Annotated in this window: 10 protein-coding genes; 4 read left to right on the top strand and 6 right to left on the bottom strand. The window is 68.5% G+C overall.

Annotated features, from left to right (window positions below; genetic code table 11):
- Position 1: 1 nt before the first annotated feature.
- Positions 2-3,562 (bottom strand): DUF4132 domain-containing protein, encoded by a 3,561-nt coding sequence (locus tag ACIA12_RS03550; protein ID WP_396365221.1) that lies wholly within the window; start codon positions 3,560-3,562, stop codon positions 2-4.
- 215 nt (positions 3,563-3,777) lie between these two features.
- Here ACIA12_RS03550 and ACIA12_RS03545 point away from each other — a divergent pair, with 215 nt between their 5' ends.
- On the top strand, positions 3,778-4,605 hold the full coding sequence (locus ACIA12_RS03545) for a class I SAM-dependent methyltransferase (RefSeq protein WP_396365220.1): 828 nt from the start codon (positions 3,778-3,780) through the stop codon (positions 4,603-4,605).
- Between the two features lie 81 nt (positions 4,606-4,686).
- Positions 4,687-6,492, top strand: coding sequence for a tetratricopeptide repeat protein (locus ACIA12_RS03540; RefSeq protein ID WP_396365219.1), 1,806 nt, complete (start codon positions 4,687-4,689; stop codon positions 6,490-6,492).
- Here the strand turns inward: ACIA12_RS03540 and ACIA12_RS03535 are convergent.
- Positions 6,489-9,464: a sacsin N-terminal ATP-binding-like domain-containing protein gene (locus ACIA12_RS03535; RefSeq protein ID WP_396365218.1), complete on the bottom strand. Its 2,976-nt coding sequence runs from the start codon at positions 9,462-9,464 to the stop codon at positions 6,489-6,491. The genes ACIA12_RS03540 and ACIA12_RS03535 overlap by 4 nt on opposite strands.
- Before the next feature lie 64 nt (positions 9,465-9,528).
- Here ACIA12_RS03535 and ACIA12_RS03530 point away from each other — a divergent pair, with 64 nt between their 5' ends.
- Positions 9,529-10,125 (top strand): nitroreductase family protein, encoded by a 597-nt coding sequence (locus ACIA12_RS03530; RefSeq protein ID WP_396365217.1) that lies wholly within the window; start codon positions 9,529-9,531, stop codon positions 10,123-10,125.
- A gap of 61 nt (positions 10,126-10,186) precedes the next feature.
- Here ACIA12_RS03530 and ACIA12_RS03525 read toward each other — a convergent pair whose 3' ends face one another.
- Positions 10,187-10,624: a cupin domain-containing protein gene (locus tag ACIA12_RS03525; RefSeq protein ID WP_396365216.1), complete on the bottom strand. Its 438-nt coding sequence runs from the start codon at positions 10,622-10,624 to the stop codon at positions 10,187-10,189.
- Between the two features lie 92 nt (positions 10,625-10,716).
- On the opposite strand from ACIA12_RS03525, the gene ACIA12_RS03520 reads away from it, so the two are divergent.
- Positions 10,717-11,499 carry an SGNH/GDSL hydrolase family protein gene (locus tag ACIA12_RS03520; protein WP_396365215.1) on the top strand — a complete coding sequence of 261 codons (783 nt, stop codon included), beginning with the start codon at positions 10,717-10,719 and terminating at the stop codon, positions 11,497-11,499.
- Positions 11,500-11,506: 7 nt separating this feature from the next.
- On the opposite strand, the gene ACIA12_RS03515 is transcribed toward ACIA12_RS03520, so the two are convergent.
- The 3 genes from ACIA12_RS03515 to ACIA12_RS03505 form a co-directional block, all read right to left on the bottom strand.
- Positions 11,507-11,896: a YciI family protein gene (locus ACIA12_RS03515; RefSeq protein ID WP_396365214.1), complete on the bottom strand. Its 390-nt coding sequence runs from the start codon at positions 11,894-11,896 to the stop codon at positions 11,507-11,509.
- 88 nt (positions 11,897-11,984) lie between these two features.
- Positions 11,985-12,941 (bottom strand): hypothetical protein, encoded by a 957-nt coding sequence (locus ACIA12_RS03510; protein ID WP_396365213.1) that lies wholly within the window; start codon positions 12,939-12,941, stop codon positions 11,985-11,987.
- Positions 12,942-12,953: 12 nt separating this feature from the next.
- Positions 12,954-13,775: a GNAT family N-acetyltransferase gene (locus ACIA12_RS03505; RefSeq protein ID WP_396365212.1), complete on the bottom strand. Its 822-nt coding sequence runs from the start codon at positions 13,773-13,775 to the stop codon at positions 12,954-12,956.
- Positions 13,776-13,836 lie beyond the last annotated feature (61 nt).

Genomic DNA, 13,836 nt, shown 5'->3' with positions numbered 1-13,836 from the left:
CTCATTCCCCAGCCCCGATCGTTTTCTCCCAAGCCGGATCAAACCCGGTCCCATCAGCAGCCATCAACCGCAGGTCGTTGTACGCCTCCGACAACAACACCGCCGGTATGTCGCCCAGCCGCGGCGTCGACCGCGATCCACCCTCCCCGGCCAGCCGGAACGACAGCGTCGTCAACGCCACCGTCTTGTTCCGCTCCGGCAGCTGATTGCCCGAGAACTCGACGACCACGGTCAGCCCGAGCGTCGGGAACCGCTTCTCGTAGTCCCAGAACGTGGCCCCATCCTGCCCCTGCCCGCGGGCATAGCCGAGCTTGCCGGTCCTTGCCCGCAGGGCGAACGCCTCCACCAGATGGCCCCGGAAGTCCGTCACCTCGGTCTCCGCCGACAACTCCTCGGGCAGCACGTAGACACCCTTTCCGAACTGCTGGAACAGCGGCACGATCTCGTAGTCGACCAGGTGAGCCTGCCAGTCCTTGACGGCGCCCTCGTCCAGCAAGCTGTCGTGGGCGATCGCGATGACCGCATCCGCCGGGAGGTCGACCACGTTGTCGTCGACGTCGGTCAGCGTGCCGTCCTCGAGCGGCCGGAACACTGTCACCGCCTCCCCCGCCGTCGCAACCCAGGCGAGACGCTGGGTCAGGTACCGGACGACCGGGTGGCCGTTGAGATAACGCTGCCAATCGTCCACCGGCCAGGTGCGCTCGATGCACAGGGCTTCGTACAGGCGTTGGCCTTGGAGCTGGACGATCGCCTTCAGTTCCTTGCGAGCCAGTGTCAATGCCTTCTTGGCCGCCTTGACCAGTTCCTCGTCCTCGGACTGTCGCGCGGCCGGCAACGAGCCGAGCTTCTTGCCCTCCGGCGATCGCAGCTCGATGGTGAGGTCAGGCCGTAGTACCGCGGTGAACACCCGCTCGCCGTAGCTGAGCTCGATCACGCCGTCGTCCTCGAATCCCGCCGTTGGGATCGTCCGGTCGGCCAGGTCTCCGATCGACCACCCCTTGCGCCCGGCCAGAGCCTGCGCTTGCTTGGTCGCCTCCTCCTGGAAGCTCTTTGTCCGGAACCGCGAACCGATCGACAGCATCAGCTGTGTCGCGTTCGGCTGATCGATCCACCCCAGCATTGCGATCAACGCCTTGCCCTGCGCGGCCCGCTGGCCGTACCACTCCTTGAGGTACGCACCGGCCAGGCTCGCGAGCTGCTCACCACCACAAGCCGCCACGACGGCGAGCAGCCCCTTCGCCCCGATCGCTGAACCACCTGGCTGTCGCTGATAGTGCGGCAAGTACTTCGCGGTCAGCTCGGGAACGCTCGTCCCACCGAGGTAGGACACCGCGTACCGGGCAGCCTCCTCGGCCAGTTCAAGCGCACGCTCGGGCGTGTTCGGGGTCAGGTCCTCGGCGATCCAGGCTTCGAACAGGTGCAGACCGAGCGCTTCACGGTCCCTCAGGTCGAACAACGCGCAGTACTTGCGCAGCATCACGTTCGGCTCGGGCGATTTCGCCTTCACCCCCTGCCCGACCAGCCACTTGACCACCTCGACGGGCACCAGGTCGCCGGATTCGGCCCACCGCACGGTCGGCATCGCGTCCCAGCGCAACCAGTCGACGCTCTTCGGCAATGCCTTGGCGGCGAGTGCTTGCTCGACGATCGCCGCATGTCCGAAGTACTTGTCGATCGGCTGCCCGAGAAGCTGCAGCACGTCCAGGAGAGCGCCTTTGGTGACGTCGTGATTCTCCTTCTGCAGGGCAGCCTCCAGGGCGGGCGCGACTGCCGGGTCTCCCAACCGACCCAGCCACTGCGCCGCGGCGGTACGGACGTCCGCCTTGCCGTCCTTCAGCGCAGCCACGACTCGGTCGCTCAGGCCGGGCAGCTTGGCCAGAGTCTGTTGCGCCGGCTCGTGATCGGTTGTCCGGCTGCCCACTGCCAGCGCGAACAACTTGTCGACGACAACGGGCGGCATCGGCGACAACGTCCCCAACGCTTGGTATGCGCGCAGGGGATCGCATCTGTCCAGGTAGGTGTGGACGATCGGAACCCCGGTCAGGACGAGATCCAGGTTGGCCAGGACGAAGGGCGCGACACTCTCGTCCGGCCAGGTCACGCCCAGCGGCTCTCCCCACGGCTTGGCCAGCCGGTACTGAGCGAAGACCAGCTCCGGACCGTCGTAGCCCATCTCGTCGAGCATCGTCGACACCTCGAGCAAGGTCGGGTGACCGGTCCGGCGGTGGCTCTGCTCGTACAGCTCAGCTGCTCTCAGCGGTAGCCAGGGCCGATCGTCGACCAGCAGGCCGAAATGATGCGCAAGGATCGTGAGCCCGACCGGACTCAGCTCCCCGAACAGCGGGCTGGTCAGCAGCTCCCGCTCGATCAAATACTCCCTCCCGCGGGAGTCGGACTTGGTCCTGGCCGGCGGTGCCCCTGCCTCGAACGCTCGCACGAGTTCGTCCAACTCAGCCGGCTCAGCTTTCACCTGGTCCCAGAACTGCCGCAGCGCTGTCATCAGCTTCTCGGTGACCGGCACGGCCCAGTCGATCACCGGACGCTCGGGCCTCCGCGCGCTCTGCTCGTACTCGTGGGCAGCGGATGCCGCGTCGGCGGTCTCCCTGTCCCACCGCTCGACCAGCGTCCGGACCCGAGCAGAGCGATCTCCGGCCGCTCTGGCTCGGGCCCACTCGCGAGTCTTGCCGTCCGCGAGTGGCCAGAGCTGTTCGAAGGCCCGGAATCGCCGAGCAGGATCGCCCTCGACCGCGAAGGGCTTCAGCAGCTCGGCGTCGGCGACCCGGGCGAACGGTGTCCTGGCGCGGTTGCGCAACTGCTGGACGGGTGCCGTGGCCAAATCGGCCAGCTTCGCCGCAAAGGGTCGCAGTACGTCCGCGCTGAGCGGCTCCAGCATCTTGAGCGCGATGACCTGTTGCTCCAGGTCGGCGGAGGTCAGCGCGGCATGCACGACCTCGGGGTAGCGGCCGATCGCTGCCGGATAGCCATTCATGGCCCGGACGCTGAATCGGCTGAGCCTCGTACTGGAGGGGTGGAACGCATCCGCCAGCAGCTGTGCCGGCGGTGCTCCCCCGGCCGCCAGCATCCGCTCCATCAGCTCGTGGTCGACGGGCAAAGCGGCCGTCACCGAGGTCTCCGATCCACCGTTCAGGTGGCTCAGATGAATCAGCAACGACTCAGCCACCTGGGTCGCGCCCGCCACCTCCAGGTCGAACGGACGCGGGGCACCAGGCCACAGGAGCGCGTAGGCGAGCAGCGCCCAGCGGTACAGAACGTCCATGGGCAAGGTGGCGGCATGAGCCACCAGCGGATGATCAGCGCCCATCAGCGTCGCGGCCGAGACAGGCATGCCCTGAACGAAGAGAATCTGTGCGGCCCCGTATTCGGCCACGACTTGGTCGACCGCTGACTCCGGCGAGCCGGTCAGCAGATACTGCTCGACCGGAACCGCGATGCGCCCGGAACCGCCGTCCAGCCCGCTCAGCAGCTCCCGAAGCGCCGTCAGCCATCCGCCCGGCACCCTCACGGCCGGCTCCGCCGCGGTACCCCCACCGGTGTCGATCATGCTCGAACCCCTCCCCAGTCGCGCCATCCCCCGGTCCGGGGGCTGGCAGGAAATAAGTACCAGGGACGCCGGACAGTTTTTGTGATCGTCCTTTGCCGCAGGGTCATCGGAGGCTTCACACGCCCCGTCACACGCCTGAGCTGTCTGATCGGGGTAGGCCGCAGAGGGCGGTGGCGTCGCTGGGGGGCGCGGTTTCGGTTGTAGAGGAGCTGTGGATGAGTACGGAAGTTTCGGGGACGGCGGTTGATTTCGAGGCGATCAAGGCCAAGCAGCGTTCCGGTTGGGAGACCGGGGACTATCCCCGGGTCGGCAACACGCTGCAGATCATCGCGGAGCTGCTGGTCGAGGCGGCGGATGTGCGGGCCGGTCAGGCAGTGCTCGATGTCGCTTGCGGGCAAGGGAATGTGGCGCTGGCCGCGGCCCGGCGGTTCGCTGATGCGACGGGGGTCGACTACGCGGTCAACCTGCTCGAGCAAGGGCGGGAGCGGGCGGCTGCGGAGCACCTGCCGGTGACGTTCCTGGAGGGGGACGCGGAGCAGTTGCCGGTACCGGACGAGGCGTTCGACCTGGTTGGGAGCACGGTTGGCGTGATGTTCGCGCCGGATCATCAGCGGGCGGCGGACGAGCTGTGCCGGGTGACGAAGGCCGGTGGCAAGATCGCGCTGGCCAGTTGGACGCCGACCGGGATGATCGGCGACCTCTTCCGTACGGTCGGCAAGTGGGCGCCGCCGCCTGCCGGAGTACGGCCGGCGACGTTGTGGGGCGATGAGGAGCACCTGACCGAGCTGTTCGGGGACCGGGTCGAGTGGGTCGGGCTGACCAAGCGGTCGTACGTGTTCCGGTACCACTCGCCTGAGCACTTCTCGGAGTGGTTCCGGCAGTACTACGGACCGATCACCAAGCTGGCCGGGACTCTGTCCGATGCGGACCTGGCAGCCTTCGCGGCTGACCTGGCCGAGGTGGCACGCAAGTTCAACCAGGCCGACGACGGCACTGTCGCGGCATACGCGGAGTACCTGGAAGCAGTCGGCATCAGGCGCTGACGCGGGCCTGTGGCGCATCGGCTGGGCACTCGCCCGGGGGCGGCCGGTGCGCCACACTGAGGTTCGGGGAGGGGTACAGGCATGAGCAAGATCAGGCTGCTGGGGGCGCCGGCGATCGAGCAGGCGGGTGGCCCCGCCCGGCCGCCGCGCGGGCGCAAGACGTGGGCTTTGCTTGCCTACCTTCTGCTGGCTGACCGGCCGCCGAGTCGCAAGCGGTTGGCGGAGCTGCTCTTCGCGGACGCGGATGACCCGTTGGGAGCCCTGCGCTGGTCGCTGGCTGAGCTGCGGCGGGCGCTGGGCGGCGGGGACGTCATCACTGGCGATCCACTGGTGCTCACGCTCGGGCTGGACACCTCTGTAGATGTCCTGGTCGTCACTGAAGACTCGGCGGATCCCTCGCCGCTGCTCGACTTCAGTGGTGAGTTGCTTGAGGGGGTGGAGCTTCCGTCCTGCCCGGAGTTCGAGTCCTGGTTGCTGGTGGAGCGCCATCGGCTCTCTGCTGCGATCGAGGGACGGCTGCGACAGACGGCTGTGGCGCTGGTGGCTAGTGGCCGGGCAAGTGACGCCATCGCCTATGCGTCAAAGGCTGTGGCGCTGAATCCGCTGGAGCAGGGCAACCACGAGCTGCTGGTCCGCAGCCTGGCGATCTCGGGGAACCGGACGGCTGCACTCCGGCAGATCGCTGTCTGCGAAGACCTGCTCCGGCGCGAGCTGGGGCTGGGACCGTCCGCGGCCTTGCGAGAGGCGTCCGAGGTCGGCCCCGGCCGGATCGCGGGTCCGGCTCTGGGCGGACGGGCGGCAGCAGCGAGCCAGCTGGAGGCAGGGCGTGCGGCGATCGCGGCAGGGGCGGTCGATGCCGGTATCCAGTGTCTTCGGAGAGCGGTCTCTGAGGCTGAGCACTGTCACGACGAAGCCTTGCGAGGTCGCGCTCTCGCGGCTTTGGGCGGTGCTCTCGTCCATGCGATCCGTGGTCATGACGAAGAAGGCGCGATCGTGCTGCACGAGGCGATCCTGGTTGCCTCGGATTCAGGTGATCGCCGGACGTCGGTACTCGCTCATCGGGAGCTCGGATTCGTCGAAGTACAGGCCGGTCGGCGGCAGACGGCTCGCAGTTGGCTCACCAAGGCACAGCGGCTGGCGGAGACGGATGAAGAGCACGCGGCGATTCTCGGCGTACTCGGGATGAACTCGTCCGATCAGGGCGACTATCCGGCCGCCTTCGAGCATTTGGAGGAGTCGGTCGAGGCGGCCGCGCGGTGTGGGGATCGGCGGCAGCAGGCGTGGTCGCTGTCGATCATGGGCCGGGCGCGACTGCTGCGCGCGGAGTACAGCCAGGCGGCGAGGATCGTCCGGGAGTCGCTCGATCTGGTCCGGCAGGAACGCTGGATCGCCTTCCTGCCTTGGCCGCAGGCGCTCAACGCCGAACTCGACCTGTACGCCGGTGATCTCGACGCAGCCGCCGATGGCTTCGAGCAAGCGTGGGTGCTCGGGTGTCAGCTCAACGACCCTTGCTGGGAAGGGATGGCGGGCCGCGGCCTTGGTCTGCTCAGCGCCGACCGCGGTGACCATGCGGGCGCGGCCGAGTGGCTCACGCAGGCCGTGAGTTGCGCGGCCCGCGAACCCGACCGCTACCAATGGGTGCACGCGCACATCCTCGACGCAGCCTGTACTACGGCGTTGGCGCGGGACGATGTCGACCAAGCGCGGCCGTTGGTGTCGCAACTCGCGGCGCTGGCGGCGCGCTGCGACATGCGAGAACTGATGGTCCGCGCCAAGCTCCACCAGGCCCACCTCGGTGACTCGTCGGCTGCCGCCTCAGCACGACTGCTGAGCGCGGACATCGACAATCCCGCACTGACAGAGCTGTTGACCCGCCTCGAGGGTTAGTCGAAAGTTGCGTCCAGGCGGAGTTCGCTGGACCGGTCCGGTTCGGAGAGGACTGCCCGGATGACATGGCGCTGGTCCCAGCGGCCGGACGACCAGGCGAGAGCCTTGGCCAGACCGTCGAAGGTGGCGGCGTGCGGGTTCTTGTCCTCGTCGACCCACCACGAGACATCCACGCCGTCGACGGTCAGCTCCTCGTGTTCCCACCAGGTAGCCGGCGCCTCGGGGACGAGCTCACGGACCAACTCCGGTACGTCGGCCGCGGTGCCCTCTCCATCGATCTTGCCCTCGGCAACTTCTCCGGCCATCGGTACGTCGAGCAGGTCGCTCAACCCATCGGCGGCCGCTCCGGAGGCGACCACGAAGCCACCCAGATCCCCACGCTGCAACCACATCGGCGCATCCGCGACCACTGCATCACCGGCGCTCATCACCGTGGTGACCCCGCTGCCGTCCAGCACCCGAACGTCGTCCGGGGTCTCCCCCGGATACGCCTCATGGAGGCCGAGCTGACTCCACAGCCGCAGGATTGCGCTCTCTTCGACCTCCCGCTCGGGATCCGCGAGCCGATCGAGCAGCAGCTCGACGCCGGCCGCATCCAGATCGCTGACCACCCGTACCAGGCCGACCGCGGTCCGTACCTCGGGATCCAACCGAGCGGTCCACTCGGGCGCGCTGTCGAGGAAGCTCGCCAAGACCGGGTCCGCCGCCGGATCAGCTCGTCCCGCCAGCGGCTCGCCGTCCTCGAGCAGAACGCGCTCTCTGATCCACCACGCCGGATAGGACAGCGCGCCGTGCGGACGATCATCCGGCCCGACCACGCGCACCGTCTCGACCAGCGCGCGACGAAGCTCTGGCGACGAGCCGAACAGTTCGAGCACCCGCGGCCAGGCGTCGTCGACGATCCAGTCCAGGTCGCGTACCGCGAGCAGCTCCCCGACGGTCACCCCGAACCGCGAGCCGTCCGGCGCGACGTCGTCGGCCCAGTCCTCGATCCCGTCGAGATCGGCCAGCGCCTCGGGCAACTCGTCGAGCATGACGTCTGCCGCCGAGACTGTCCCGAGCGAACTCAGGACGCCGACCGCCTCCAACGCTGGCAGGCCGAAGCGTTCGACGATCGCGTTGTCGATCGGCGCCACCTCTTCGTCATCGAGTACGGCGGCCGCGTCCGAGCCGGCGACGACGAGGGCGTTGGCCGGGACCAGCTCGCCCTCGGCGTCTCGTAGTACGAGGTCGGACAACCACCACAGACCCTCGGCCTGCGAGACGTCGGCGGCGACGACGGTGAGCACGGCCTCGGCGATGACATCGGGGTCGTCGGCCTCGGCGGAGTGCTCGACGGCCGCTCTTACGGCGTTGTCTTCCAGCAACGCCCGCGGCGACATGGGAAGCGCTCCCAGGCGTTCCAGCGACGGATGCACGGCCTCGGGATGCACGACCCGTACGCCGTACTCGCCGAAGATCGCCAGTACGTCGGCCGTCAGCTCGTTGCCGGGAAGGAGCAGACCACGGACGCCGCGTACCAGCCGGCCGTCGGCCAGCGGGACGGGAAGGGTGCCGAGGGACTCGCGGAGCAATGGCTCGGTGACCATCGCGGAGAGCGCTCCATAGACGTTGTGCCACCACGCGGGAGACTCCGTCGCAGCAGCCGAGCCGAGCTGGTCGACCAGGTCGGCCAGGTCCAGTCGACGAACGCCGAGGGCATCGAGTGCGGTCCGATCCTGACGCGGCGAGGCGATCAGGCCGGGGACGATTGGCGCGAGGACGGCGTTGAACGCGTCGTCCGAGCCTTCGACGACGACTGCGTCGCGGGGTGGCAGGAGCGTGCCGTCCTCAACAGCTCGGACGATAGGGGCGCTGGGCAGAGCCTTGAGGATCGCCTCTCGGAGAGCGCGATCCAGCGCTCCTGCGGCGAGACCGATCGGAACCAGCGGGAGGACGTTCGCTCCGTCCTCGGCACGGTTACGGAGGAGTTCCGCGTAAGTCGTCGCCGCCTCTTCGACGAGGCGGTCAGTCAACGCGCCGGTGGCGACGTGGCGCCGGGACGGGTCGAGCGGAAAGGTTGCCAAGAGCAACGCGGGAAGAGAGAGCGCTTCATCGGTCGGAGTAGGCGCGTGCACCACACCAGGCAGCTCAGCAGTTTCCCGCGGGAGGGCCCAGAGGACGGACCAATATGGGCGGGAGCGTTCTTCGGTGGGGCGGTCGGCCAGTAAGTGCTCTCGGTCCTCGTCGCTGAGGACGCCGGACGCGCGCTGCACGTACCAACGGGACTCGGCGTCGGCGAGTACGCGCACGGAGCCCTCGATGTCGAGCTCGATTCGCTCCAGGCCGGGCAGCGCGAGCAGCAGCGCGTCGTCGGCTTCGTTCAGCAACCGGCGTACCAGCTCGGCCGCCGCCTCGTCGCGCAACGGCAGGATGACCGCGGTGTCGTAGCCCTCCGGCGGCTCGCCCTCCGCTTTGAACGGCAGCCGCAGGATGGGCACTTGACCATCGCGCCGGCGTACCTCGGTCGCCAGACCCGGCGACTGCACGCCCGCCTCCGCAACGGCGGCCGCCGTGTCGGCCCGGGAGAACCGGACACCACCCGTCCGCGACAGGATCACCGGCTCGTCGGTCACCGCCAGGACGGCCGAGAAGCCGACGCCGAACCGCCCGACAGCGCTCTCCGAGTCGTCGCGCTTGGCCGACGCGCGCAGGGTCGCCAGCGACTCCACACCTTCGGCGCTCAACGGCGTACCGGTGTTGGACACGACCAACGTCCCGCCACTCAGCGAGAACTGCACACGTCCCGGCACCCCCGCCCGCGCCGCGGCGTCGGCCGCGTTCTGGGCGAGCTCGACCACCACTCGATCGAGGTATCCACCGAGCGCCAGATCCTCCTCAGCGTTGGCGTCCTCCCTGAACCGAATCGGTGCCGCCGCCCACGCCGCCAGCACGCGCTCTCTGATCCCGCCGACCCCGAACACGTCATTCACCCGGGTGAGTATGCCTGTGGACAATCCCGTCGCCGCAGCGGGAGGGCGTCGGTAGGTTTGCGGCATGGAATTTCAAGAGGTGGTCAGGCGGCGGCGGATGGTCCGGCGGTACGACGTTGAGCGGCCGATGCCCGCGGAGGTGGTCGACCGGATCCTCGACAACGCGCTCCGGGCGCCGTCAGCCGGGTTCGCCCAGGGCTTCGGGTACCTGGTGCTCGACAACCAGGACGACATCGCCCGCTTCCGGGCAGCGGCGACGCCGGACGAGGGGCCGGACAAATGGCTGGCGGCGAAGATCGAGGCGCCGCTGCTGATCGTCGTCCACTCCAACAAGGCCGCCTACCTCGACCGGTACGCCGAACCCGACAAGGGCCACACGGATCGCGCCGAGGACTGGTGGCCGGTGCCGTACTGGGATGTCGACGCCGGGATGTCGGCGCTGCTGATCCTGCAGAGCGCTGTCGACGCGGGGCTGGGCGCATGCTTCTTCGGGCTGCCGGCTGAACGCATCGCGGTGTACCGGGAGCAGTTCGGCGTACCGGACGGGCTGTTGCCGATCGGTGCCGTCTCGATCGGGTACTCCGACGAGCCGCCGCGCGATCTCAGCAAGCGCCGCAAGCCGGCCACCGACCTCATCCACCGGGGCCGCTGGTCCAGCTAGTCCGATCCGCCCCAGGCCTGCCCGGAAGGGCAGGGATCGCCTGCCCTTCCGGGTCAGAGACTCAGAAGTCGCAGCCGGGGTTGGGCGCATCTTCGGAGAGCGGGGCGCCGTGCGGGAGGACGTACAGGACCTCCAGGACGACGGGCTTCTTGCCGAGGTTCAGGCCGATGTGGGTGTGGTTCGCACCGCTGGGCTCGACGAAGGCAGCGCCGGTCTTGTAGACGGTGGGTTCGCAGGACGCGTCCGGGTGGGTGAGCGTGCCCTGGGCAACGAAGGCGTACAGCGTGCCGTCGTGGAAGTGCCAGCCCGTCTTGCCGCCGGGCGCGATGGTGACCTCACGCAGGATGTAGTCGGTGTCGCCGACCGTGGTCTGGCTGATGATCTTGCCGGTCACGCCCGAGCCGGGGGTGGCGTCCGCGACGGCGGGCACCAGGGCCAGGCCGGCCGCGGCGATGCCGGCCAGCGCGGTCCGGCGGATTCCCCGAGTGGCTCCACGCATGGGTGATTCCTTTCTTCGCAGGGGTTGGTCACAGTACTGACAGCACAGCCGGACAGGCTGTGACAATTCATCGTGCCAGGTATCGTCAGCCCGTGATCACCCCAGGCAGTCGCTATGTCGCTTTGGGCAGTTCGTTTGCCGCCGGCCCCGGAATCAAGCCGATCGTCGACAAGGCCGCCGGCCGTTCGGGGCGGAACTACCCGCGGCTCGTCGCCGAAGCGCTCGGCCTGGAGCTGACCGACGTCACGTACTCCGGCGCGACGACGGCGAACATCCTGCGTGAACGGCAGGACGAGGCGCCGCCGCAGATCGATGCCGTGAGCCCCGATACCGCGCTGGTCACGATCACTGCCGGGGGCAACGATCTCGAGTACATCGGCACGTTCATCCGGGGCAGCCTGATGAACACGCTCGCCAAACCGGCCACTCTGCTCGGCCGCCGGGTGGCCAACCGGATCCGGGCCAGGGTCAGCTACCTGAAGGACCCGGCGGAGTACGCCGCGGTCGCCGCGTCTCTCACCGAGATCGTCAACGCGGTCCGGGAACGCGCTCCCCGGAGTCGCGTCGTGCTGGTGGACTACCTGCCCGTCGTCGGCCCGGGGACTCGCGCGCGTCTTGACGTACCGCTGAACGAGGAGCAGTTGCCGAGCATCGTGATGATGGCGGACGGGCTGGCCGGCGCGTTCGCGACGGCCGCGGAGGCCACCGGCGCCGACCTGGTCGAAGCGTCGGCAGCCGGGCTCTCGCACGCGGTGGGCTCGGCCGAGCCGTGGACCTCAGGCTTCCGATTCGGGCCGGGTCGGGCCGCGCCGTACCACCCGACCGCCGCCGGCATGTCCGCCGTCGCCGACCTGATCATCGCCAAACTCGGCTGACCACCGGTCAGGCCGGGGCGACACCCTGGGGATGGATCTCGACCGCCTGGTTGACGGGACGGCCACCTGGGCCGGGGCAGACGGAGATGCGGTCGGCGATCTCCAGCAGGCGCTCGTCGGTGGCCACGTCGACGACCCAGTAGCCGGCCAGCACCTCCTTCGTCTCGCTGAACGGGCCGTCGGTGATGATCGGCTCGCCGTCCGGCTGTGCCTGGTACGTCCTCATCTTGTCTGGACCTTCGAGCCCACGCGCCTCCACCAGTTCACCGGCTGCCTGCAACTCACGGTTCAGGTCGTGCATGTACTCGACCATCACCTTGATGTCGTCCTGCGACCAGGTCTTCGGCATGTCGTCCCAGCCCTGCTTGTTCGAGTGCATCAGCAGCATGTACTTCATCGGTCCCACTCCTTGGTCTCAGTCTCCGTACCGGGGTCGCTCAGCAGCTACGTCGGAACCGATCTCGCGTTCTCGACAGGGTTCTGGTCTAGAGAAGTTTCTGGCGGGACGCCTGTACTCCGAGCTGGAACCGGGTCTGCGCTCCCAGCGTCTCCTGGAGCCGGCTGATCCGGCGAGCGATGGTTCTCTCGCTGACGCCGAACTCGCGAGCGATCGACTCGTCGGTCAGACCGGCGCTCAGATACGTGAGCAACCGTTTCGTCTCCAGCGACGGCGCTCCGACCGCGTCGCTCGTGTCCGTTCCACTGGTGATCGGCACGGCCATCCGCCAGAACGCGTCGAACACCCCGACCAGACCGGTCAGGAACGGCGAGTGGTGCACGACCATCGCCGCGGTACTGGTGATCTCGCCGGCCGTGGTCCGCGCCGAGAGCAGCGCCCAGCGGTCGTCGACGATGGTCAGATTGAGCGGTACCTGTGGAAACACCCGTGCCTGCTCGCCCGCGTCGACGCACAGCTGGACCATCCGGAGCGCGGCCGGATCCTGCAGCACCCGCGTCCCGTAGATCACCTCGTAGGTGACACCGCGCCCGAGCGCATCGAAGAGCCCGTCGACGATCTGATGATCCGGCGACGCGAGATTGCCCACGGTCATCGCCCGGACCTGGTGCTGGACGTCGACCTGCACGTGGTTGAGCACGGCCCGCGCGGTCTCGGCCGACGGCAGCAACTCGACGTACGTCTGCTGCCCGATCCCAGCGGTCCACAGATCCGAGAGCAAGGCCGCGCTCTCGCGCGCGAGATCGGCCTCTCTCGTCCGCCGCTGCGCCAGCGTCTCCATCGCGAGATGCGGGGGTTGCGGCAACACCTTGCCATCGGCCCGCTCGATCAGCCCGATCGCGGCCAGCTCCCCCAGCGGCCCGTCCAATCCGGCGGTGTCGCCACTCGCGGTGAGCTCTTCGACACTCAACGCACCACGGGTCATCAGATCGAGGTAGATCGCCTCGGCCTCGGCGGAGATGCCCAATGCGCGAAGTTGGTGCATCCCTCCTGTGTATCAGTTCTTCGGCGTGTGTACGTACGGAGTGGTCGTGGTGACGGCGAGGAATCCGAGTCGTTGGAGGATCGGGGAGCTGTCGTCGGAGGCATCGACCTGGAGGTAGCGGTAGCCGAGTTCGGCTGCTCGGGCGGCACGGACTGCCACTAGTGCCTTGTAGATGCCCTTGACTCGCCACTCCTTAAGCGTCGAGCCGCCCCAGAGGCCGGTGAAGTCGGTGTTCTTCTTGTAGACCGCCCAGGCGGCCGAGACGACCTCGCCGGTCGCGTCCGCTTCCGCCACGAAGATGTCGGTCAGGCCGGTCGCGTGCCGGCGTACCAGGTCGTCGGTCAGCCAGGACCAGTCCTGGTCCCAGACGGTCGACTCCATCGCGGCGATCCGCTCGAAGTCGGCCTTGTCCTCGGTACGCCGGATTGTCACTCCCTCGACCTGGTCGCGACCCGCCAGTTTCTGGACGATCTCGGCGCTCTCCGCGATGACGACCGTCTCGCGCTCCTCCGGCACGAATCCCGCGGCGATCAGTCGCTCGGTCAGGTAGGCCGGCTGGTCGTGCCCGCGGGTCTTCCACTCGACGGGCTGGCCCTTCGCCTCGAAGTACTCGCGCTGGCGGGCGATCAGCGCATCAAGCTCGGCGCCGTCGAGCCCCGCGAGAGAGCGGTAGCTGACGAACCCGCGGCTCGGGTACTCGACCCGAATGACGGGTCCGTCCGTGCTCGTCGGTACGTCGGCCGCCTCGGCGCCGCCGCGCAACTGGTCGTCGTACGCCGCCAGCAGCTTCGCGGACCGGTCTGTCTTCGCTTCGGTGTCGATTCCTTCAGTCACCCGAGGACTGTGCCACGAGACGAGGTCGATGCGCGGTCATGTTCCTCCAGAGAGCGCTCCA

The organism is Kribbella sp. NPDC051620, assembly GCF_044453825.1.
Lineage (GTDB): Bacteria > Actinomycetota > Actinomycetes > Propionibacteriales > Kribbellaceae > Kribbella.
Note: the sequence above shows the minus strand (reverse complement) of the source record. Positions and strands in the feature narration are given on the sequence as shown.